Origin of the sequence: Streptomyces sp. NBC_00663 (genome assembly GCF_036226885.1) — a bacterium.
Lineage (GTDB): Bacteria > Actinomycetota > Actinomycetes > Streptomycetales > Streptomycetaceae > Streptomyces.
Map to the genome: position 1 here is coordinate 8,754,511 of NZ_CP109027.1, position 21,078 is coordinate 8,775,588.

Here is a 21,078-nt window from a genome sequence, read left to right on the forward strand (position 1 = left end):
CGCTCAGGACGCGAAGGCGTTCATGCCGGTCAGTTCCGCCGACAGCTCCCACAGGCGGGCCGCCTGCTCCGGGTCGGTCGCCCAGGACTTGACGCCGCCGCTCGCGTCGCCGTCGACGGCGGGCTCGGCGATGTCGCAGTCCTCCAGGTAGACGCCGCCCATGCCGCCCAGCTGCGGCGAGGTCGCCGCCCACACCTGGGTGGCCGCGCCCTGCTCCGGGGTCTTGAACGCGCCGGGGTTGACGACGTTGCCGTCTTCGTCCATCCAGCCGCGTTCGATCATCTCCTCCCGGGGGATGTGGCGCTGGAGCGGGGTGTGGATGCCGCCCGGGTGGAGGGAGAAGGCGCGCACGCCGCGGTCGGCGCCGAGCTTGTCGAGGTGGACGGCGAACAGGACGTTCGCGGTCTTCGCCTGCCCGTAGGCCTCCCACTTGTCGTAGCCCCGCGTCCAGTGGACGTCGTCCCAGCGCATACCGGAGAAGTGGTGGGCGCGCGAGGAGACGGAGACCACGCGGGCACCGCCGGGGGCGATCGCCGGCCACAGCCGGTTGACCAGGGCGAAGTGACCGAGGTGGTTGGTGGCGAACTGGGCCTCCCAGCCGGGGCCCACCCGGGTCTCGGGGCAGGCCATGATCCCGGCGTTGTCGATCATCAGGTCGATCGTGCGGCCCGAGGCGAGGAAGCGCTCGGCGAAGGCGCGCACGCTCTCCAGGTCGCCGAGGTCGAGCGTGTCCACCTCGACGCCGTCGATGCCCGCCAGCGCCTCACGCGCGGTGTCGGGGCGGCGGGCCGGGACGACCACCCGGGCGCCCGCCTCGGTGAGCGCACGGGTCGTCTCCAGGCCGAGTCCCGAGTAGCCGCCGGTGACCACGGCGAGCTTCCCGGACAGGTCGATGCCGGCGAGGACGTCGTCGGCGGTGCTGTGGGCGTCGTATCCCGAACCGATCTTGTGCTGTGCAGTGCTCATGCTCGGAACGCTACGAATTGGAGTGCTCTCGAAGTCAAGCGCGCCCCGGACGGCCGGCGGAGGGAGCGGACAGGAGAAAGCCCCGACCGGGACGGGGGAATCACGGTCGGGGCGGTCCTGTGGTGGGCACGGACGGCGGTCGCCTCTCGGCGAAAGGCTCCACAGGGCTTCAGCCGAACGATCGTCCCTGTGGGCAAAAGGTGAGGCCCGGGGACACTGTCCCGTCCGTACCCACGTGTGGTTCAACGGGCAACCACCCTGGGGTGTTCCCCGGACTGTCGCGTTATGGCGTGAGGTGCGTCACTGGCCGAACGGGAGTCAGGCGAACGGGCTGTCCGGGAGCGAGGAGAGCAGGTCGGCGGGGTCGTCGTAGACCGCTTCCGCGCCGGCTGCCTCCAGGTCGGCGCGCGGGATGCCGCCGCACAGTACGGCCACGCAGCGCACCCCGGCCCGGCTGCCCGCCTTCATGTCCCACACCGTGTCGCCGACGAACACCGCTCGCTCGGCCGGGACGCCCGCCAGCTCCAGCGCGTGCTCCACGGGCTCCGGGGCGGGCTTGCCCTCGGAGACGTCGTCGGCGCTCGCCGTCGCCGTGATCGCGTCGTCCGCGCCGATCGCGCGCCGCAGCGCGGACAGCTCGGCTCCGCCCGCCGAGGTCGCGAGCACCACCGCCCAGCCCTCGTGGTGCAGGCGCCGCAGCAGCCGTCCGGCGTCCCGCAGCGGGGGCAGCCGGTCGAAGTACTGCCCGTAGAGGGCCTTGTGCGCGGCGCTGAGCCGCTCGGCCTCGTCCTTGTTCCGGTCGTCGCCGAGCAGATGCGCGACGAGGTCGTCGGAGCCGAGCCCCACCGCCCGGTGGACGGCGTGCATGGGCACGTCGTGGCCCGCCTGGCGGAACGCCTCCCACCAGGTGGTCACATGCAGATGGTTGGTGTCGACGAGGGTGCCGTCGACATCGAACACGGCCGCTCGTTCCATACGCCCGTCCTTCCGTCGTCCTCTGGCACGGGTACCACCTCAGGAGCCGACCACTCGGGACGGCGTACGCCGGTCCCGGGTCCAGGCCAGCAGCTCGTCCATGGACCAGGTGGTGATCACCCGCTCTGCGGGTACCTCGCACTCCTCGGCCCGGGCGCAGCCGAGGATCTGCCAGTCGAGCTGGCCGGGCGCGTGCGCGTCGGTGTCGATCGAGAAGAGCGTGCCGGCCGCCACGGCCCGGCGCAGCAGCCGCCGGGGTGGGTCGAGCCTTTCGGGCCGGCTGTTGATCTCCACGGCCGTGCCCGACTCCGCGCACGCGGCGAAGACCTCGTCCGCGTCGAACTCCGACTCGGGCCGCCCACGCCCGGTGACCAGCCGTCCGGTGCAGTGCCCGAGGACGTCCGCGTGCGGATTGCGTACGGCGGCCACCATGCGGCGGGTCATGGAGCGGGCGTCCATGCGCAGCTTGGAGTGCACGGAGACGACCACGACGTCGAGCCGTTCCAGGAGCTCCTCCTCCTGGTCGAGCGAGCCGTCGTCGAGGATGTCGCACTCGATGCCGGTGAGCAGCCGGAACGGCGCCCAGGTCGTGTTCAGCTCCGCCACCACGGCCAGCTGCTCGCGCAGCCGCTCCGGCGACAGACCGCGGGCCACGGTCAGGCGCGGCGAATGGTCGGTGAGCACGGCCCACTCGTGCCCCAGTTCCGCCGCGGTCCGGCCCATCTCGTCGATCGGGCTGCCCCCGTCCGACCAGTCCGAATGCAGATGGCAGTCGCCGCGCAGCAGGTCCCGCAGCCCCTCGCCGCCGCGCACGGCGGGCCGCTTCGCCGCCTCGCCCTCCAGCTTCTCCAGATACCCCGGCGTCCGCCCCGCCAGCGCCTCGACCGCCACCTGCGCGGTCTTCGGGCCGACGCCCTTGAGCGCCTCCAGCGTCCCGGCGGTCGCCCGCTCGCGCAGCTCCGCCTCCGGCAGTCCGGCCAGCACCCGGGCGGCCGTACGGAAGGCGCGCACCCGGTAGGTGGGTGCGAGCGACCGCTCCAGCAGGAAGGCGATCCGGTCCAGCGCCGCCACGGGCTCCATCGACACCTCCTCGGCCGCGGTCCCTTCCAGGGTTCCCCAGCCCGGAGGGGACCGCACGGTGGGCCCGCGAGGACAGCCGGTACGGTTCGCCGATCCGGAATGCGTTCTACGCTCTATTGCATGACCGAAGTCGCGAGCCCGCACATCTCCCATCCGCGGATCATGGTGCTCGGGGTGCAGCCCGGTACACCGCCGTTCCGCATCGTGGAGATCGACGGAGAAGTGGTCGGTGAGGCGAAGACCGTCACCGACGTCCTGGAGGCCGCCGCCGCGTTCGGCATCACGGTCCACGACCTGGACGACCCGGAGGTGGTCCGCTGGGTGGGCGGCGACAAGTTCACCTGGACCCGGCACCGGCGCTGACGGCGCGGCCGTTCAGCCGACCGTCCATTTCTGGTTGGCGCCGCCGGTGCAGGTCCAGATCTGGAGCCGGGTGCCGTTGGCCGAGCTGTTGCCGGTCACGTCCAGGCACTTGTCGGCCTGCGGGTTGACGATGTCGCGCGCGGCGGTGACGGTCCACCGCTGTGCGGCGGTGCCGTTGCAGTCGTAGAGCTGTACGGCGGTCCCGTCCGCGGTGCCGCCGCCCGTCACGTCCAGACACTTGCCGAGCGCGCGAACGGTGCCGTCCGTGCCGACGGTCCACTGCTGCGCGGCGGTGCCGTTGCAGTCGTAGAGCTGCACGGGCGTGCCGTTCGCGGGGTTGGCTCCGGCGACGTCGACGCACTTGCCGGCGAGTCCCCTGATCGCGGCGCCCGTGGCGGTGTCGCCGGTCGTCACCGAGACGTGGTCCACGACCAGCTGCTGCGGGAACGCCGTGGAGCCGTCGGGGTCGCCGGGCCAGTAGCCGCCGACCGCGAGGTTCAGGATCAGGAAGAACGGCTTGTTGAACACCCAGGTGCGGCCGCCCAGGTCGGCCGGGGTGCGCCGCTGGTAGACGGTGCCGTCCACGGACCAGCTGATCGAGTCGGGCGCCCAGTCGACGGCGAAGGTGTGGAAGGCGTCCGCGAAGGCCTGGCCGCCGGGGAGGGAGTAGCCGGCGCCGATGCCGCCCGAGCCGGAGTAACCCGGGCCGTGGATCGTGCCGTGCACGGTGGAGGGTTCGAAGCCGACGTTCTCCATGACGTCGATCTCGCCCGAGTCCGGCCAGTTCACCGGGGTGCCGAGCATCCAGAACGCCGGCCACATGCCCTGCCCGCGCGGGATCTTCATGCGGGCCTCGACGTGCCCGTACTGCGCGGTGAACTTCCCCGAGGTGTTCAGCCGGGCCGAGGTGTACTGGCAGGTGCCGTACCAGCACTGGTAATTGGCGGGGTTCTCGCGGCGGGCCGTGATGACCAGATGGCCCTGGCCGTCCAGGGCCGCGTTCCGGTTGCCCGCCGTGTAGTACTGCCGTTCGTGGTTGTTGACGTTGTCGCCGGTCTCGATCTGCCACTTCGAGGTGTCGACGGAGGCGCCGGCGGGCCCGTCGAAGGTGTCGGAGAAGGCCACCGCCGCGGCGGCGGCGGCCGGTTGCTCCGCCCGCGCTTGCGCGGAACCCGTCGCGGCGGTGGCCACGAGGACGGCGGACAGGGCGGCGAACAGGCACTTCCGGAGCAGGCGTGGGGCTGCCACGGCTCTCCCTTCCTGAGGTGGGGGGTGAAGGCGTCGCCTCTTGATTTAAGAAGTGAGATAAGCGCCCGTCAATACCTTGGTACGGACCAGGAGTTGAGAGGGGGAGAGGGCGAGGCGTGGTGCCCGGTGCCGGGACACTTCGGCCGGCGCCGAAGCCTCCGGTTCCTAAGATCACCTCATGGAAGGCCTCGGAGAGATACTCGCCGTCCTCGCCGCGGGCGTGGGCGCCGGTGCCGTCAACGCCGCTGTCGGGTCCGGGACGCTGATCAGCTTCCCCGTGCTGCTCGCGACCGGTCTTTCGCCGGTGACCGCCACCGTCTCCAACGCGCTCGGCCTGGTCCCCGGCTCGATCAGCGCGGCCATCGGCTACCGGAGGGAACTCGCGGGACAGCGCCGCCGCATCCTCAAGTGGAGCGTCGGCGCGATGCTGGGCGGGCTGACGGGGGCCACGCTGCTGCTGGTCCTGCCGGCCGCCGCGTTCGAGACGATCGTGCCCGTCCTGGTGGGACTCGCCCTCGTGCTGGTCGCCCTCCAGCCCCTCACCGGCCGATGGCTCCGCGAGCGCCGCGCACGGAACGGCCGGACCCCGGTCCACGCCGACGGCGGCCCGCCGCTCCTCGTCGGGCTCGCCCTGGCGAGCGTCTACGGCGGCTACTTCTCGGCCGCCCAGGGGATCATCTACGTCTCCCTGATGGGTCTGCGCCTCGACGACGGCCTGCAACGCCTCAACGCCGTCAAGAACGTCCTCGTCGCCGTCGTGAACACCGTCGCCGCGCTCTTCTTCCTGGTCGCCGCCGACTTCGACTGGGCGGCCGTCGGTCTGCTCGCGGCCGGTTCCGCCGTCGGCGGGCAGATCGGGGCCGCGGCGGGCCGTCGACTGCGCCCGGCGGTGCTGCGCACGCTCATCGTGCTGGTCGGCACCGTGGCCATCGTCCAGCTGTCGACCCGCTGAACCTCAGCGGTGCACCGCCCGGCTCAGCCGCCGCCCCAGCAGCAGATAACCGATCAGCGCCCCCGAGGTGTTGAGGATGACGTCGTCGATGTCGAAGGCACGCCCCGTGATCAGCGCGCCCTGCGCGAACTCCACCAGCAGCATCACCACGGCCGTCAGCAGCAGCACCCGCAGCACCCCGCGGGTCCGCGGCGCCAGCACCGGGACCAGAACGCCGAAGGGGACTCCCAGCAGCAGATTGCCGCCGATCTGCTTGACGGCGTCCCGCAGTTCGGGCTGGTCGAGATAGGCCCGCAGGGAGCGGCCCGGGTGCAGATTGGTGTGCGTCAGCGCCTCCGACGCGGGCGACGGCTCCAGCGTCAGCCGGGCCAGCACCACCGCGAAGGCCACCATGAACGCGAACGCGGCGACCATCCCCACCAGGCGACGGAGGGCGGCGAGCGGGCTGCGCCGCTGCTTGGGAGCGGGCGCGGGCGGTTCGGGCCCGGCCTTGTCGGATTTGGTGGTGCGCAGGCGGAACGCGGATCGCGGACGTAAGGCTGCTCGGGCCATGCGGTCCTCCAGTCTTCAACTTCCCTGCGTCGTAAGGCGATTACCCGCGCAGCCGCCGAGAATGCGGCGCCGCCGGGTCCAGTCACGAGTGCCCACGGTTTCCCTTCGTACGGGTGGGGCACTCCGGGCTGAGACCCGCGCGCGCCGCCGCCACCCGCCCCCGGGGCGGTGTTTGGATGGCGCGAAAGCCGTGCCCGGCAGGCCGTGAGGAGGTGGCGCATGAACCCGCGTACGACCCTCCTCACCGTCGCCGAGGCGCTTGCCTGGTGGATCGCGCTCGCGGCGCTGTGGCTGGTCCTCATCAGCACGGTGGACACCCTGGAACGCGTGGTCGGGGCGAGCGCCGCGGCCGTCGCCGCGGTCGCGGCCACCGCCGCCCGGCGGGTGGTGACCGCACGATGAACGGCTGGATCCTCGGGGCGACCGTCGCCCTCGGCGCAGGGCTCGGCACGGCCCTGTGGGGCGTCGCCACCGGGCCGCTGCGGCGCCGGGTGGTGGCCCAGAACATGTCGACCGCGCTGGCCTGCCCGGCCCTTCTGCTGCTGTCGCAGGGCTACACCCGGCCGTCGTACGTCGACCTCGCCCTGGTGCTCGCCCTGCTCGGCCCGGTCGGCACCCTCGTCTTCGCCCGGCTGCTCGCCGACGAACTGGCCGCCGACCCGCCCCGCGCCTGGGGCGTGACCTGGGCGGTCGCCGGGTTCGGTGCCGTGGTCGTCGGCGCCCTGTGCGTGGCCGGCGGGCCGAGCCGGGCCATGGTGAAACTCCTCGTGGTCGGGGCGCTGCTGATCGGCGGCAACGTCGTCGCCTCGCGCGCCCTGTCCGGCGGATTCCGCGGGGTCCGCCGTGGCTGACGCCGTGATCGTCGTCGTGCTGCTGCTGGTCGCCGCGACCGCCACCACCGCCGTCGCGGTCCGCGACCCGGTGCGCCAGGCGCTCGTCCTGTCCGTCCTCGGCGTCGTCCTCGCCGTGCTGTTCACCGTGCTCCAGGCACCCGACGTGGGCCTGTCCCAGCTCGCCGTGGGATCCGCGCTCACCCCGCTGTTGCTGCTGCTCGCCGTCCGCAAGGTCAGACGGCGCGCCCGGGGGAGAGAGGACCAGGAGTGAGCCGGCGCGTCCGGCTGTGGCTCGTGGCCGTCGGCGGGACCGGCCTCGCCGCGCTGCTCGTGGCCGCCTGCCTGGACCTGCCGGACTTCGGCGGGGCCCGGCATCCGTACGGCGACCGGGCCGTGCGCGAGTCCCTCGCCCGGCACACCGCCAACACCGTCTCCTCCATCAACTTCGACCAGCGCGCCTTCGACACCCTCGGCGAGATGACCATCCTGTTCGCGGCCGTGATCGGCTGTGTGGTGCTGCTGCGGCAGACCCGCGACGAACACCGCGCCCGCCCCGAAGCCGAACCGGTGGCCCTCCCGGTACGCCGCTACGCCCTCGTCGTCCTGCCCGTCGCCCTGCTCACCGGCCTCTACGTCATCGCCCACGGCCAGCTCAGCCCCGGCGGCGGTTTCCAGGGCGGAGTCGTCGCAGCCACCTCCCTGCACCTGCTCTACCTGGGCGCCGACTACCGCGCCCTGGAACGCATCCGACCGGTCGGCCTGTACGAGGTCGGCGACGCGCTCGCCGTCTGCGCCTACCTCGTCACCGGCATCGCGGGCCTCATCGGCTCCGCCGCGTTCCTGGCCAACACCCTGCTGCCGTACGGCACCTTCAACACGCTCTCCTCCGGCGGCACCGTCCCGCTGCTCAACGCGGCCGTCGGCATGGAGGTCGCCTGCGCGGTGGTGGTGCTGCTCGCCCGCTTCCTGGACCAGGCCGTCGAGATCGAGAAGGGGAACGGGACGTGATGGACGTGCTGCCGTACCTCGTCGCCGCGTGGATCTTCCTGGTGGGCTGTTACGGCCTCGCCACCAGCCGGAACCTCATCCACGCCGTCGGCTGTCTGTCCGTGTGCCAGTGCGCCACCTACGTCCTGCTGCTGGCCGTCGGCTACCGCGACGACGCGACCGCGCCCGTGTTCTCCGACATGAAGCCCGGGTCGCGGCCGGTGGTCGACCCCGTCGTCCAGGCGCTGACGCTGACCGACGTCGTGGTCGGCGCCACCGTCACCGCGCTGCTCCTCGCGCTCGTCGTCCAGGTCTCCAAGCGGCACGGCACCATCGACCCCGACGAACTCTCGGAGCTGCGCGGCTGATGAACCACCTGCTGCCGCTCCTAGTCGCCGTCCCCCTCCTCGGGGCCGCCCTGCTGGTCGCCGGGGGGCGCCGAGTGCCCCGTGTCGTCGCCGACTTGGTGGGCTGTGCGGTGTCGGCGGGCACGGCCGCCCTCGCGATCGTGCTGCTGCTCGACTCCTCACCGCCCATGGTCGAGTGGGTCGGCGGCTGGGTTCCCGTGAACGGCCAGAGCGTCGGGATCGTCCTCGTCGGCGACGGCCCGGGGCTCGGCATGGCCGCGCTCGCCTCGCTGCTGATGCTCGCCGCGCTGGCCTACTCCTGGCACTACTTCGACGAACCCCCGCGCCGGCACGCCGGCTCCTTCCCGGCGCTGATGCTGCTCTTCCAGGCGGGCATGTGCGGCTTCGTGCTCGCGGGCGACCTGTTCAACGCCTTCGTGTGGTTCGAGCTGATGAGCGTGTGCGCCTACGCCCTCACCGGCCACCGGGTGGAGGAGGCCAGGGCGGTGCAGGGCGCCCTCACCTTCGCCGTCGTCACCTCCCTCGGCGCCTACGCCCTGCTCATGGGCATCGCCCTGCTGTACGCGCGCACCGGCGAACTGGCGATGACACAGATCGGGCGGGGCCTCGACGCGCACGGACCACCCGACGCACTCGTCCTCGCCGCGTTCGTCCTCGTCCTGACCGGGCTGCTGGTCAAGGCCGCGGCCGTGCCCTTCCACTTCTGGCTGCCCGACGCACACGCCGTCGCCCCCACCCCGGTGTGCATGGTGCTGTCCGGCGTCATGGTCGAACTCGGCACGTACGGCGTCTGGCGGGTGTACGGCACCGTGTTCTCCGGGCCTGGCGGCATCCCGGCCGACGACCTGGAACGCCTGCTGGTCGTGCTCGGCGTGCTGACGGCCGCGATCGGCGCCGTCATGTGCTGGTACCAGCGCCACATCAAACGCCTGCTCGCCTACTCCACCGTCGCCCACACCGGCCTGTTCCTCATCGGTGTCGGCGTCCTCAAACCCGAGGCCGACGACGGAGTCGCCCTGTACCTGCTCGGCCACGCCGGGGTGAAGGCCGCCCTGTTCGCCTGCACCGGCATCCTCCTCGACCGCTACGGCAGCGTCGACGAACACGCCCTGCACGGCAGGGCACGGCAACTGCGCGGGGTCGCCGTCCTGTTCACCCTCGGCGCCCTCGGTCTCGCCGGGCTGCCGCCCTTCGGCACGGCACTCGGCAAGGCCGTCACCGAGGAGGCCGCGGGCGGCCCCCTCACCGTGGTGTACGTCGCCGTCAGCGCCGTCACGGCCGGTGCCGTGCTGCGCGTCGCCGCCCGGGTGTTCCTCGGCCTCGGGCCCAGGCCGTCGGACGACGGCGGCTACGAGACGACCGGCTCCGCAGAGGAGCCCGAGACCGGGCAACGGCTGCGCTGGGTGCCCGGCACGATGACGGTGGTGCCCGCACTGCTGCTCGCCGCGTCGCTCGCGGTCGGCGTGGCACCCGGCTTCGCCGACGTGGTCGCCCACGCCGTGAACGAAGCCGGGTCCGGCGGGATCGTGGTGGCCCCGGTGCACTGGACCCCGCTGGGTGTCCTGCTGGGGATCACCTCGACCCTGCTCGCCGCGGGCCTCGCCGCCGTGGCGGTCACCCGCCCGAAGCTGCTCGCCCCGGGCTGGGCGCAGCCGCTGCGCCGGCTTCAGTCCGGGCACATCGGGGATTACGTGGCGTGGCTGCTGGTGGGCGCCGCCTTGCTCGGGGCGTTGGCCCTGCCCGGGGTCTCGGCCTTGTAGGTGATCAGGCCTTGTAGGTGACCTTCACCTCCTTGAAGCCGAGGGAGCGCAGCAGGCCTTCGAGCATGTCCGTGGTGTTCTTCTCGGCGCGGCCGGTCAGCGCGCTGTCCTTCGCCGCGTCGCGGATGTGCTTCACCGCGAGCTTCTGCACGGCCTGTTCGCTGTTGGGATTGTCCGAGAACAGGTCGCCCAGGCGGTCCAGGAGGCCCCGCTGCTTGGACACCGCGTAGGAGCGGTCGGCGTCCAGGGCGGGCTTGCCGAGCTGGGCGTGCGGCAGCACCAGCGTGGCGGACGTACGGTCCTCGTTGACCGTGACGTCGTTGTCGCCCACCTTGCCGAGGTCCACGAACGCGTCGACGGTGCCGGCCCCGACGTACAGGGTGCGGGTGCCGCGGACGGCGTCGGGCAGGTACTTGGCGTCCTTCTCCAGGTCCACGACGACCTGGAAGTTGCCGGAGGCGGCGTCGTAACGGCTGATGTCCTGGATGGACTGGAGCAGGGCGGGCCCCGAACGGTCATGCGTCTCGGTGCCGAACAGGTCCTTGAGGCCCGGGAGCACGCTCAGCCGGATACCGGCGAAGAACACGACGAGCACCAGAACGACGGCACTCACGAGCTTCGCCCAGCCGGGCATGCGCTTGGACATGCGCCTGATGGGAGTCGTCATGCGACGGCCCTCCTTCCTTGTTCAACGAATGCCCCCCAAAGCCCTTGGCAGACCGGGGCGTTGGCCGATTGCCACCGCTGACGGAGGCACGGGCGGCGCATTAGCGTGGAAGGCCGTTCCGAACGGTGCTTCTGGAGAACCGGATGAGTGCACAGAGCGCGTCCCGGCCGTTGCGTCCCATGCATCGCATCAGCCTTCCCGAGTCCGGGCCGCCCCGGCTCACGACCCTCGCCACCGGCACCCCGGTGTGGCTGGTGACCCGGTACGCCGAGGTGCGGCAGGTGCTGATGGACCCGCGGTTCGACCGCCGGTCGCTGCATGCCGAGAACGCCCCGCCGCTGCTCCTCGTACCGAATCTGCTGGACGACCCCAACGGGCTGCTGAACCAGGACGGCCCCGCTCATCAGCGGCTGCGCGGCACCGTGCAGCGGGCGTTCACCCCGCGGGCGGTCGCGCGCTGGCGGCCCTGGGTGGCGTCCGTGGTCACCTCGCTGCTCGACGACTTCGCGGCCCTGCCCCGGCCCGCCGACATCGTGGAGGGCTTCACGCGTCCGCTGCCCGTGTCCGTGATCTGCCGGCTCATGGGGCTGGACCATCTCGACCGCGACCGCATCCGGCACTGGGCCGACCACGCCCTGTCCGGCGGCGCCCACACCGCCGAGGAGGTCGTGGCGGCGATGACCGACTTCGGCGCGTTCGCCGCCGGGCTGATCGCCGAGCGGCGCAAGGAGCCGGGGGACGACCTGGTCAGCGGGCTGGTCGCCGCAGGCGATGAACTCGGCATCGAGGAACGGCAGTTGATCACCCTGACCCTGGGGCTGGTCGTCGCCGGGCACGAGACCACCATGAGCGCCCTCGGCAACGCCGTCGTCTACCTCCTCACCGACGGACACGACGGCTGGCCGCTGCTCGCCCGCGACGAGGAGGCGGCGGCGACCGCGGCCGAGCAGTTGCTGCGTACCGTGCCGCTCAGCGAGGGGCGGGTGCTGCCCGGCCTGATCCGGCGCGCGGTCGCCGATGTCGAGGTCGGCGGGGTGCTGATCGCGGCGGGCAGTGTGGTCGCCGTCCAGACCAACTCCGCCGGCCGCGACCCCGAGGTCTTCCCGCCGGGCCCGCCCGACCTGTCCGCGCCCCTCGCCGCGCCTTCCATCGCCTTCGGCGCCGGACCCCACCACTGCCTCGGCGCCTGGCTGGCCCGCCTCGAACTCGAACTCGCCCTGCACCACCTCGCCGCCCGATTCCCGCGGCTACGGGCCGAGTTCACGCCCGGGACGATCGAGTGGCGGGTGGGACAGCTGACCCGCAGTCCACTGCATCTGCCGGTGTCATGGTGACAACGCGGTTCAGTGCGACCGCAGTTCACGGTCGCCTGACGTACGGGACCACCACATCCCCTCCCCGTGGGTGAGGCCCGGCAGCCGCAGTTCCATCTCGCGCACCCGCCGGGCCGGAAGCTCACCGGTGATCACCCATGCCGTGCCGCCGCCCGTGGTGCCGGTGAACTCGGCGCCCAGTGAGGAGAGCTGGGCGGTCACCGGTGCCAGGGCGTCGAGCGGGATCTCCGTCTCGAAGGTGTGGTACGGCTCGTAGAGCCGGGTCCGTGCCTGTTCCAGGGCGCGGCGCAGCACGTACGGGGTGAGCCCGCGGAAGTCCCCGGCCGTGCTGAGCGGGGCGACGAAACCGGAGCGGATCAGGGTGACCCGGTAGTCCGTCACGGCCGCGCCGCACAGCCCGGTCCGCATGCTCGTGTGCACGGTGTCCTCGATGGCCTGGTGGAAGGCCCGGGGGAGCGCGCCGAGTTCGGTCTCGTAGGTGAACACTCCGCCGCAGCCGCGCTCTCCCGGCTCCACCCGCAGTCCGATCGTGGCCCAGAAACGGGTGCCGTCGAGCCAGGGCCGTTCCAGCCAGGCCTCACCGACGCCGCGTGGCCGCTCCAGGAAGCGGACGCGGCCCGGTTCGAAGTCCGTGTCGATGCCGAAGTCCTGGGCGAGGGTCGCCGCCAGCACCTCCAGCTGGACCTCGCCGTAGAGGAGCAGCGCGGTGGTGCCGTCGGGTGCCGGGCGGGCGTGGATCAGCGGGTCCTGGTCGGCCAGGGCGAGCAATGCGGAGCGGAGCGGGGCCGCCTGTTCGGGGCGACGGGCGGAGACCACGGTCTCCAGGGTCGGCGGGGCGAACTGGGCGGCCTGTTCGGAGAGTTCACCGAGCCGGTCGCCCACGCGGACGCCCGCGAGGCCGGTGACGGCCGCGATGTTCCCCGCGGTGAGCGGACCGCTCCCGCCGATCACTTCGAGGCGGGTCACCCGTCCTGCGACCTCGACCGTCCGGCCGTCGGCGTCGCGCCGCAGCAGCGTCAGCCGCTGACGTTCCGTCACCTCGCCGTCGTACAGCCGGAGATACGCCGTGCGCTCGCCGCGCGGGCCGGGCCGGACGGCGAACACGGTGCCGCGCGGTGCGCCGCTCACGGCCGTCGGGGCCGGCGGGACGAGCCGGACCAGGCCGTCGACGAGGTCGGCGACGCCCTGGCCGCCGAGGGCGGAGCCGAAGAAGACCGGGTGGAAGGAGCCGTCCGCCGTGTGTGCGGCGAGGGCCTTGTGCAGGTCGGCCGGGGTGGGCGCGGGGCCGTCGACGACCGCCGCGAGGAGGTCCGGGTCGACGTCGGCCAGGGGCTCGGCCAGGTCGGCGAGGGGCGCGGCGAGCACCCGGGCGTGCGGGGTGCCGATGTCCCGGACCGAGGTGAGCGGCGCGACGTGCGGCGTCAGCAGCCGCCGGACGTCGTCGAGCAGGCCGTCCGTGCGGGCGCCCGCACGGTCGACCTTGTTGACGAAGACGAGCGTGGGCAGCCGCAGCCGGCGCAGGGTGCGCATCAGGACGCGGGTCTGTGCCTGGACGCCCTCCACGGCGGAGAGCACCAGGACCGCGCCGTCCAGGACCTCCAGGGCGCGCTCGACCTCGGCGATGAAGTCGGAGTGCCCCGGGGTGTCGATGAGATTGACCTGGGTGTCGCCGACGGTGAACGCGGCGACCGCCGAGCGGATGGTGATGCCGCGCTGCCGCTCGATCGCCCCGTCGTCCGTACGGGTGTCACCGGCGTCGACGCTGCCGAGCCGGTCGATCGCGCCGTGCTCGAACAGCAGCCGCTCGGTGAGGCTGGTCTTACCGGCGTCGACGTGGGCCAGAATGCCGATGTTCAGGGTGTGCATGCGTGAATGAGTCCTCGAGAACCGTGGGCCTGTGGAAGGGCTGGGGGATTCCGAGGAGTCGGCGCATGCGGGTCATCCTGACGTGAGGGAACACGGACGTCGCCATGATGACCTGCCGGTGCGGGCGGGGCGCAAGCGAATTTCGCTGGTCAGTAGCATGAGGGGCGGCAGCCCGAGATGATCATGCGAGGAGCGGTTCGTGCGAGACATCGCCGTGTTCAGCGGTAGTGCCCATCCCGAGCTGGCGGCGGAGGTCTGCGCGCATCTCGGTGTGCCGCTCAGCCCCACCCGGGTCAGCCGGTTCGCCAACGACTGCCTGGAGGTGCAGCTTCAGGCCAACTGCCGGGAGCGGGACGTCTTCCTGGTCCAGCCGCTGGTCAAGCCCGTCCAGGAGCATCTCGTCGAGCTGCTGCTGATGTGCGACGCCGCCCGCGGGGCCTCCGCGCGGCGGATCACCGTCGTCATGCCGCACTATTCCTACGCCCGCTCCGACAAGAAGGACGCGCCCCGCATCTCGCTCGGCGGGCGCCTGGTCGCCGACCTGATGGTGTCGGCCGGCGCGAGCCGGGTCCTCGCCATGACCCTGCACTCGCCGCAGGTGCACGGCTTCTTCTCGGTGCCCGTCGACCATCTGCACGCCCTGCGTGAACTGGCCGCGCATTTCCAGCAGTACGACCTCTCGCGCACCACCGTCGTCTCCCCGGACCTCGGCAACGCCAAGGAGGCCGCCGCGTTCGCCCGGCTCATCGGCGCCCAGGTCGCGGCCGGGGCCAAGCAGCGGTACGCGGACGACCGGGTCAGCATCAGCGACGTCATCGGCGAGGTCACGGACCGGGATGTCATCGTCCTGGACGACGAGATCGCCAAGGGCAGCACCGTCCTCGAACTCCTTGACCGGCTGCGTGAGTTGAAGCCCCGCTCGATCCGCGTGGCGTGCACGCACGGGCTGTTCGCGGCCGGGGCGCTCAAGCGGATCGGTGAGCAGCCCGACGTACTGGAGATCGTGTGCACCAACACGGTGCCGGTTCCCGCGGAGGAGCGCACCGACAAACTGCGCATCCTGTCCATCGCTCCGGCCCTCGCCGAGGCGGTGCGCCGTATTCACAACGGCGAGTCCGTCAGCGCCCTGTTCGACGCGCCGCGGAGCGAATAGACAGGAGGGAGAGCCGGGTTCGGCCCGGCATCACTCAGGTGACCTGGAGGCCCCCGTGGCGAAGGCGAAGTTCGAGCGGACCAAGCCGCATGTGAACATCGGCACCATCGGTCACATCGACCACGGCAAGACCACGCTCACCGCGGCCATCACGAAGGTGCTGCACGACAGGTTTCCCGACCTGAACCCGTTCACGCCCTTCGACCAGATCGACAAGGCGCCCGAGGAGCGGCAGCGCGGCATCACCATCTCGATCGCCCACGTCGAGTACCAGACCGAGCACCGGCACTACGCGCACGTCGACTGCCCGGGCCACGCCGACTACATCAAGAACATGATCACCGGCGCGGCCCAGATGGACGGCGCGATCCTCGTCGTCGCCGCCACCGACGGGCCGATGCCGCAGACCAAGGAGCACGTCCTGCTCGCCCGGCAGGTGGGTGTGCCGTACATCGTCGTCGCCCTCAACAAGACGGACATGGTGGACGACGAGGAGATCCTGGAACTCGTCGAGCTGGAGGTGCGCGAGCTGCTCAGCGGGTACGAGTTCCCGGGCGACGAGGTGCCGGTCGTCCAGGTCTCCGCGCTCAGGGCGCTGGAGGGCGACGAGCGGTGGACGCGGTCCGTGCTCGACCTGCTGGACGCGGTCGACAGGGCGGTGCCGGAGCCGCAGCGGGACGTGGACAAGCCGTTCCTGATGCCGATCGAGGACGTGTTCACGATCACCGGCCGTGGCACGGTCGTCACCGGCCGGATCGAGCGCGGTGTGCTGCACGTCAACAGGGAGGTCGAGATCATCGGCATCCACGAGACGAAGACGAGGACGACCGTCACCGGCATCGAGATGTTCCGCAAGCTCCTCGACGAGGGCCGGGCGGGGGAGAACGTGGGCCTGCTGCTGCGCGGCATCAAGCGGGAGGACGTCGAACGCGGGCAGGTGGTGATCCAGCCGGGCTCGGTCACCCCGCACAAGGACTTCGAGGCGCGTGCGTACATCCTGTCGAAGGACGAGGGCGGCCGGCACACGCCGTTCTTCGACAACTACCGCCCGCAGTTCTACTTCCGTACCACCGACGTCACCGGGGTGGTGACCCTGCCCAAGGGCACCGAGATGGTCATGCCGGGCGACAACACGACCATGAACGTGCAGCTGCTCCAGCCCGTCGCCATGGAGGAGGGACTGAAGTTCGCCATCCGTGAGGGCGGGCGGACCGTCGGCGCGGGCCAGGTCACCAAGATCCTCAAGTAGGCGCGGTCACACCGACCCGGACGTGGCCTCGGACTGCCCCAGGGCCGCGTCCAGCGTCGCGTGCGGCGGCAGTAACCGGTGCAGCCCGGTGACCCGCATGATCCGCAGGGTGAGGGGGTGGGCGCAGACCAGGTGGAGCTGTCCGTCGTGGTCGAGGACCCGGGTGCGGGCGCGGTAGAGCAGCCGCAGGCCGGAGCAGTCGAAGAACTCCACCCGCCGCAGGTCGATCACGACCCGGGAGTGGTCGCGCCCGGTCTCCCGGTCCAGGTGGGGGACGATCTCCACGGCGGCCGCGATGTCGATCTCGCCGCGGAACTCCAGCACCGTGTGTCCCCGGTCCTGGTGGATGTGCAGGTGCCGACCGATCGGTGCAGGTTCCTGCTGCACGACGACATCGCCTCCAACCGGCCCTTCGCGTGACGGGGTGCAGGTCACCGGGGGCTGGGGTGACATCGTGCGGCGAGCGTACGAGTGGCCGCCGTGTCACCGTGCCCGGAGTCCGTGCAAGTCCTTTCCCCGTCCTGCAAGTTACCCTCGATGGAGTGAATTTGAGCATGTTCGATTGACATATGTCTGTGAATTCCGGCCCAGTCTCAGGACAGGGCGTGCCAGGCCCGGGAGAGGGCCTGCCGGAACTGCTCGGTCTGGTGCGCGGTGAGCTCCCGGACCATCCGCTCCTCCAGCTCGCGGACCGGCTCCTCGTGCCGGGCCAGCAGCGCGCGGCCGGCGTCGGTGAGCAGGATCAGCAGCTCCCGGCGATTGCGCGGATTGCGTTCCCGGCGCACCAGCTCGCGGTTCTCCAGCGACCGTACGAGATCGGCGATCGACTGCGCCGTGACGAACGAGTCCCGCGCGAGCTGTGCGGCCGACAGTCCGTCGTGCCGCTCCAGGACGGTCAGCGCGGTGTACTGGAGCGCTGTGATCCCGGACGGCCTGACCAGCTCGTCCAGGTGGGAACGGACCACGAGCTCCACTTGTTTCACCATGTAGAGCAGGGACGGGGGCGCCTTGGTCGCCTGGGTGTCGAGCATGAGTTCAGCCTAGAGCATTGACAGGAATCCTGTCTGTAATGAGACTGCGGACCATGACGCGGACCAACAGGAATCCTGTTGGTTGAAAACTTGGCAATGAGGCTGAGGAGTGGCGATGACCACCTTCGAGATCGAACCCGGGCGGCTGTTCATCGGGGGACAGTGGCGGGAGGCCGCCGACGGAGCCCGCACCGAGGTGGTCGACCCGTCCCGCGGCACGGTCGTCACCACCGTCGCGGAGGCCGGCGCGGCCGACGTGGACGCTGCCGTGCGCGCGGCGCGCCAGGCGTACGACGACGGCTCCTGGTCCGGGCTCAGCGGCCGGGAGCGCGGCCGGGTGCTGCACCGCGTAGCCGAGCTCATCCGGGAGAACGCCGACGACATCGCCCGCCTGGAGAGCCTCGACGTCGGCAAGCCGATCACGCTCGCCCACGCCGTCGACGTCACCAACGCGGCGGGCGACTACGAGCACTACGCCGCCCTCGCCCACTCCCTGCACGGCGCGCACCGCGACACCCCCATGAACGCCCTCGCCTACACCCGGCGTGAACCGCTCGGAGTGGTCGCCGCGATCACCCCGTTCAACTTCCCGCTGATCCTCGCCGGTTCGAAGATCGCCCCGGCGCTCGCGGCGGGCAACACGGTCGTGCACAAGCCCGCCGACGAGACCCCGCTCAGCGCGCTCTACATGGCCAAGCTCTTCCAGGAAGCGGGCGTGCCCGACGGTGTGGTCAACGTCGTCACCGGTGCCGGACCGGTCGCCGGTGAGGCGCTGCTGCGGCACAGTGGCGTCGACAAGATCGCCTTCACCGGCTCCACCGCGGTGGGTCGGCACGCCGCGAGCGTCGCCGGGGAGAACCTCAAGCCCGTCACCATGGAGCTGGGCGGCAACGCGGCCCACCTCGTCTTCGAGGACGCCGACCTGGAGCAGGCCGTCGGCGCGGTCATCAAGGCCTTCGTCTTCAACTCCGGGCAGTTCTGCATGGGCGGCCCGCGCCTTCTGGTGGCCCGCTCGGTGTACAGCACCCTGCTCGGCATCCTCCAACAGGCCGTTCCCGGCGTGCCGTTGGGCGACCCCCGGCAACCGGAGACCGTCGTCGGCCCGATGGCGGGGGAGAAGCACCTCAAGAAGGTCGAGGAATACGTCGAACTCGCCCGCAAGGAAGGCGGCCGCATCGTCTGCGGCGGCGAACGCCTCGACCTGGACGGCGGCTACTACTACAAGCCCACGGTCATCGCCGACCTCCCGAACGACTCCCGGGTGGTCCAGGAGGAGATCTTCGGCCCGGTCCTGACCGTGCAGCCCTTCGACTCCGAGGACGAGGCCGTCGCCCTCGCCAACTCCACGCCGTACGGCCTGGCCTCGGGCGTCCAGACCACCAACCTCGCCCGCGCCCACCGCGTCGCCGACCGGCTCCAGGCGGGCATCGTCTGGGTCAACGACTGGGCGATGCTCGACCCCGCCGTCCCCTTCGGCGGCGTCAAGGACTCCGGCTTCGGCCGCGAGTACGGCCCGGAGGCGCTCGCCTCCTACACCAAGGTCAAGTCCGTCGTCGTCTCGCTCGGCTGAACCGTCCCGAACGGGCAGGAAGAACAAGGGAGTTCGTACGATGTCCATCCCCACCCGCGCCGCGGTCGTCGAGTCCGGCGGAGCGCCCTTCACCCTCGCCGACGTCGAACTCGACGAGCCGGGACCCCGCGAGGCGATCGTCCGCATGGTGGCCACCGGGCTGTGCCACACCGACCTCGGGGTCGCGAGCGGCGGTCTGCCCTTCCCACTGCCCGGCGTGCTCGGTCACGAGGGCGCCGGGGTCGTGGAGTCCGTCGGCCCGGCGGTCACCGGTGTCGCGCCGGGCGACCACGTGGTGCTGTCGTTCACGTCCTGCGGCGCGTGCCGCAACTGCGACGGCGGCCACCCGGCCTACTGCGCGACCTGGCTGCCGCTCAACCTCATCGGCGGCCGGCGGGCCGACGGCAGCGCCACCATCAGCCGGGACGGCGAGACGCTGGGCGGCCACTTCTTCGGCCAGTCCTCCTTCGCCGAACGGGCGTTGGTGGACGAGCGCAGCCTGGTCAAGGTCGACCCCGAGGTGCCGTTGACGTCGATCGCCCCGCTGGGCTGCGGGGTGCAGACCGGCGTCGGCGCGGTGTGGAACGTGCTGAAGCCGGAGACCGGCAGCACGATCGTCGTCCTCGGCGCCGGAGCCGTCGGCCTGTCCGCGGTCATGGCCGCCGCCCTCACTCCCGCCACGACGATCGTCGCCGTCGACCGGGTCGCCGAACGCCTCGCCCTGGCGAGGGAGTTGGGCGCGACGCAGGTGGTGCACGCCGGTGACGAGGACCTCGGCGAGGCCCTCGCGGCGATCACCGGCGGCCAGGGCGCGGACGGCGTCGTCGAGACCACCGGCAACGTCGGCGTGCTCCGCCAGGGCGTGGACGCGCTCGGCGCCCGCGGCACCCTGGTCGTCGTCGGCGCCCCGCCGTTCGGCAGCGAAGTCGCCCTGGACGTCAACGGGTTGCTCGGCGGCAAGCGCATCGTCGGCCTCACCCTCGGAGACGCCGAGACGCAGTCCTTCATCCCGGCCCTGGTCCGGCTGGTGAAAGAAGGACGGCTCCCGCTGCACCGCCTGGTCAGCACGTACGCGTTCGCGGACATCGACCAGGCGGTGCGGGACATGGGGGCCGGCAAGGCGATCAAGCCCGTACTGACCTTCTGAGGTCCCTTGGGGTCAGTCGACCGTGAGGACCAGCTTCCCCGTGGTGCGGCCGGTGTCGCCGAGGGCGTGTGCCCCGGCGGCGTCGGCCAGCGGGAAGGTGCCGGCGATCGTCGGGCGCAGCTTCCCCGCCTCGACCAGTTCGGCGATCGCCCGCATTCCCGCCCGGTCGGCGTCCACCAGAACGAACTCGGCCCGTACGCCGAGGCGTTCGGCCTCCGTGTACAGCTCCTCGCCCGCGCCCGGCAGGATCGACACCACCACTCCGCCCGGCCGCAGCACCGGCAGCGAACGCAGGGAGTGGTCGCCGCCCACGGTGTCCAGGACCACGTCGACGTCCTTCACGGCCTCGGCGAAGTCGGTCTCCCGGTAGTCGATCACCTCGTCCACGCCCAGCTTGCGCAGGAAGTCGTGCTTGCCCGAGCTGGCGGTGCCGATCACATACGCCCCGCGCGCCTTGGCGATCTGGACGGCCACATGCCCGACGCCACCGGCTGCCGCATGGATCAGAATCCGCTGACCGGGCTGGAGGTCGGCACGCTCCACGAGCGCCTGCCAGGCGGTCAGCGCCACCAGCGGCAGCGCCCCGGCCTGGACGTGGTCGATCACCGCGGGCTTGGGCACCAGGGCGCGGGCCGGGGCGACGACGTACTCGGCGTGCGCGCCGGCTCCGTAGGGGTAGGGGAGCATCCCGAAGACCTCGTCGCCCGGGGTGAAGCCCGAGGCGCCGAGGCCGACCGCCTCGACCACGCCCGAGAGGTCCCAGCCGAGGACGAACGGCGGCTCACCCAGGAAGAGGCCGGCCGCGCGATGCTTCCAGTCCGTGGGGTTCAGACCGGCCGCCCGCACCCGGACCAGTACCTCGTTCGTGCGCGGCACGGGCCGCTCCAGCTCCACTTCCTTCAGAACCTCGGGACCGCCGAGGACGTCCTGGCTGATGGCTCGCATCGTGTTCACAGTGCTCATGGGGATCAAGCCTG

The 21,078-nt window shown here is 71.7% G+C and carries 23 protein-coding genes; 13 read left to right on the top strand and 10 right to left on the bottom strand.

The window, feature by feature from the left end; genetic code table 11:
* Positions 1-3: 3 nt before the first annotated feature.
* The 3 genes from OG866_RS39835 to OG866_RS39845 form a co-directional block, all read right to left on the bottom strand.
* A complete protein-coding gene (locus OG866_RS39835; RefSeq protein ID WP_329342380.1) occupies positions 4-966 on the bottom strand; it encodes an SDR family NAD(P)-dependent oxidoreductase in 963 nt (320 codons plus the stop codon).
* Positions 967-1,284: 318 nt separating this feature from the next.
* On the bottom strand, positions 1,285-1,941 hold the full coding sequence (locus tag OG866_RS39840) for an HAD family hydrolase (RefSeq protein ID WP_329342381.1): 657 nt from the start codon (positions 1,939-1,941) through the stop codon (positions 1,285-1,287).
* A 39-nt stretch (positions 1,942-1,980) separates the two neighbouring features.
* Entirely contained in the window at positions 1,981-3,021 is a 1,041-nt protein-coding gene (locus OG866_RS39845) for a PHP domain-containing protein (protein ID WP_329342383.1), read from the bottom strand.
* Between the two features lie 120 nt (positions 3,022-3,141).
* Here OG866_RS39845 and OG866_RS39850 point away from each other — a divergent pair, with 120 nt between their 5' ends.
* A complete protein-coding gene (locus OG866_RS39850; protein WP_329342385.1) occupies positions 3,142-3,384 on the top strand; it encodes a hypothetical protein in 243 nt (80 codons plus the stop codon).
* Between the two features lie 12 nt (positions 3,385-3,396).
* Here the strand turns inward: OG866_RS39850 and OG866_RS39855 are convergent, their stop codons facing one another.
* Entirely contained in the window at positions 3,397-4,632 is a 1,236-nt protein-coding gene (locus tag OG866_RS39855) for a ricin-type beta-trefoil lectin domain protein (protein WP_329342386.1), read from the bottom strand.
* Positions 4,633-4,810: 178 nt separating this feature from the next.
* Between OG866_RS39855 and OG866_RS39860 the strand changes: the two genes are divergently transcribed.
* Positions 4,811-5,584: a sulfite exporter TauE/SafE family protein gene (locus OG866_RS39860; protein WP_329342389.1), complete on the top strand. Its 774-nt coding sequence runs from the start codon at positions 4,811-4,813 to the stop codon at positions 5,582-5,584.
* A 3-nt stretch (positions 5,585-5,587) separates the two neighbouring features.
* On the opposite strand, the gene OG866_RS39865 is transcribed toward OG866_RS39860, so the two are convergent.
* Complete coding sequence (locus tag OG866_RS39865) at positions 5,588-6,136, bottom strand: VanZ family protein (protein ID WP_329342391.1); 549 nt, start codon at positions 6,134-6,136, stop codon at positions 5,588-5,590.
* Positions 6,137-6,355: 219 nt separating this feature from the next.
* On the opposite strand from OG866_RS39865, the gene OG866_RS39870 reads away from it, so the two are divergent.
* From OG866_RS39870 to OG866_RS39895, 6 genes are read left to right on the top strand one after another with little or no spacing between them, the layout of a single operon-like run.
* Positions 6,356-6,538 carry a hypothetical protein gene (locus OG866_RS39870; protein WP_329342392.1) on the top strand — a complete coding sequence of 61 codons (183 nt, stop codon included), beginning with the start codon at positions 6,356-6,358 and terminating at the stop codon, positions 6,536-6,538.
* On the top strand, positions 6,535-6,987 hold the full coding sequence (locus tag OG866_RS39875) for a monovalent cation/H+ antiporter complex subunit F (RefSeq protein ID WP_329342394.1): 453 nt from the start codon (positions 6,535-6,537) through the stop codon (positions 6,985-6,987). The genes OG866_RS39870 and OG866_RS39875 overlap by 4 nt, the downstream gene beginning before the upstream one ends.
* Positions 6,980-7,240 carry a hydrogenase subunit MbhD domain-containing protein gene (locus tag OG866_RS39880; protein ID WP_329342396.1) on the top strand — a complete coding sequence of 87 codons (261 nt, stop codon included), beginning with the start codon at positions 6,980-6,982 and terminating at the stop codon, positions 7,238-7,240. The genes OG866_RS39875 and OG866_RS39880 overlap by 8 nt, the downstream gene beginning before the upstream one ends.
* Entirely contained in the window at positions 7,237-7,977 is a 741-nt protein-coding gene (gene mbhE, locus OG866_RS39885) for a hydrogen gas-evolving membrane-bound hydrogenase subunit E (protein ID WP_329342398.1), read from the top strand. The genes OG866_RS39880 and mbhE overlap by 4 nt, the downstream gene beginning before the upstream one ends.
* Complete coding sequence (locus OG866_RS39890; RefSeq protein ID WP_329342400.1) at positions 7,977-8,324, top strand: sodium:proton antiporter; 348 nt, start codon at positions 7,977-7,979, stop codon at positions 8,322-8,324. The genes mbhE and OG866_RS39890 overlap by 1 nt, the downstream gene beginning before the upstream one ends.
* Entirely contained in the window at positions 8,324-10,084 is a 1,761-nt protein-coding gene (locus OG866_RS39895; protein WP_329342402.1) for a complex I subunit 5 family protein, read from the top strand. The genes OG866_RS39890 and OG866_RS39895 overlap by 1 nt, the downstream gene beginning before the upstream one ends.
* 4 nt (positions 10,085-10,088) lie before the next feature.
* On the opposite strand, the gene OG866_RS39900 is transcribed toward OG866_RS39895, so the two are convergent.
* The gene (locus OG866_RS39900; RefSeq protein ID WP_329342403.1) at positions 10,089-10,751 is read right to left on the bottom strand and encodes a DUF4230 domain-containing protein; all 663 of its coding nucleotides are present in this window, start codon (positions 10,749-10,751) and stop codon (positions 10,089-10,091) included.
* A gap of 143 nt (positions 10,752-10,894) precedes the next feature.
* On the opposite strand from OG866_RS39900, the gene OG866_RS39905 reads away from it, so the two are divergent.
* Positions 10,895-12,085, top strand: coding sequence for a cytochrome P450 (locus OG866_RS39905; protein ID WP_329342405.1), 1,191 nt, complete (start codon positions 10,895-10,897; stop codon positions 12,083-12,085).
* A 9-nt stretch (positions 12,086-12,094) separates the two neighbouring features.
* Here the strand turns inward: OG866_RS39905 and otr(A) are convergent, their stop codons facing one another.
* On the bottom strand, positions 12,095-13,951 hold the full coding sequence (otr(A), locus tag OG866_RS39910) for a tetracycline resistance ribosomal protection protein Otr(A) (protein ID WP_329342407.1): 1,857 nt from the start codon (positions 13,949-13,951) through the stop codon (positions 12,095-12,097).
* A gap of 199 nt (positions 13,952-14,150) precedes the next feature.
* Between otr(A) and OG866_RS39915 the strand changes: the two genes are divergently transcribed.
* Together OG866_RS39915 and tuf are read left to right on the top strand one after the other, a co-directional pair.
* The gene (locus OG866_RS39915; protein WP_329342409.1) at positions 14,151-15,104 is read left to right on the top strand and encodes a ribose-phosphate diphosphokinase; all 954 of its coding nucleotides are present in this window, start codon (positions 14,151-14,153) and stop codon (positions 15,102-15,104) included.
* 55 nt (positions 15,105-15,159) lie between these two features.
* A complete protein-coding gene (gene tuf / locus OG866_RS39920) occupies positions 15,160-16,353 on the top strand; it encodes an elongation factor Tu (protein ID WP_329342411.1) in 1,194 nt (397 codons plus the stop codon).
* 6 nt (positions 16,354-16,359) lie between these two features.
* On the opposite strand, the gene OG866_RS39925 is transcribed toward tuf, so the two are convergent.
* Together OG866_RS39925 and OG866_RS39930 are read right to left on the bottom strand one after the other, a co-directional pair.
* Positions 16,360-16,740: an anti-sigma factor antagonist gene (locus OG866_RS39925; protein WP_329342414.1), complete on the bottom strand. Its 381-nt coding sequence runs from the start codon at positions 16,738-16,740 to the stop codon at positions 16,360-16,362.
* Between the two features lie 206 nt (positions 16,741-16,946).
* Complete coding sequence (locus tag OG866_RS39930; protein WP_329342415.1) at positions 16,947-17,384, bottom strand: MarR family winged helix-turn-helix transcriptional regulator; 438 nt, start codon at positions 17,382-17,384, stop codon at positions 16,947-16,949.
* Between the two features lie 115 nt (positions 17,385-17,499).
* Here OG866_RS39930 and OG866_RS39935 point away from each other — a divergent pair, with 115 nt between their 5' ends.
* On the top strand, positions 17,500-18,954 hold the full coding sequence (locus tag OG866_RS39935) for an aldehyde dehydrogenase family protein (RefSeq protein ID WP_329342417.1): 1,455 nt from the start codon (positions 17,500-17,502) through the stop codon (positions 18,952-18,954).
* Positions 18,955-18,994: 40 nt separating this feature from the next.
* Positions 18,995-20,101 carry an NAD(P)-dependent alcohol dehydrogenase gene (locus OG866_RS39940; RefSeq protein WP_329342419.1) on the top strand — a complete coding sequence of 369 codons (1,107 nt, stop codon included), beginning with the start codon at positions 18,995-18,997 and terminating at the stop codon, positions 20,099-20,101.
* Positions 20,102-20,113: 12 nt separating this feature from the next.
* Here the strand turns inward: OG866_RS39940 and OG866_RS39945 are convergent, their stop codons facing one another.
* A complete protein-coding gene (locus tag OG866_RS39945) occupies positions 20,114-21,064 on the bottom strand; it encodes an NADP-dependent oxidoreductase (RefSeq protein ID WP_329342421.1) in 951 nt (316 codons plus the stop codon).
* Between the last annotated feature and the right edge of the window lie 14 nt (positions 21,065-21,078).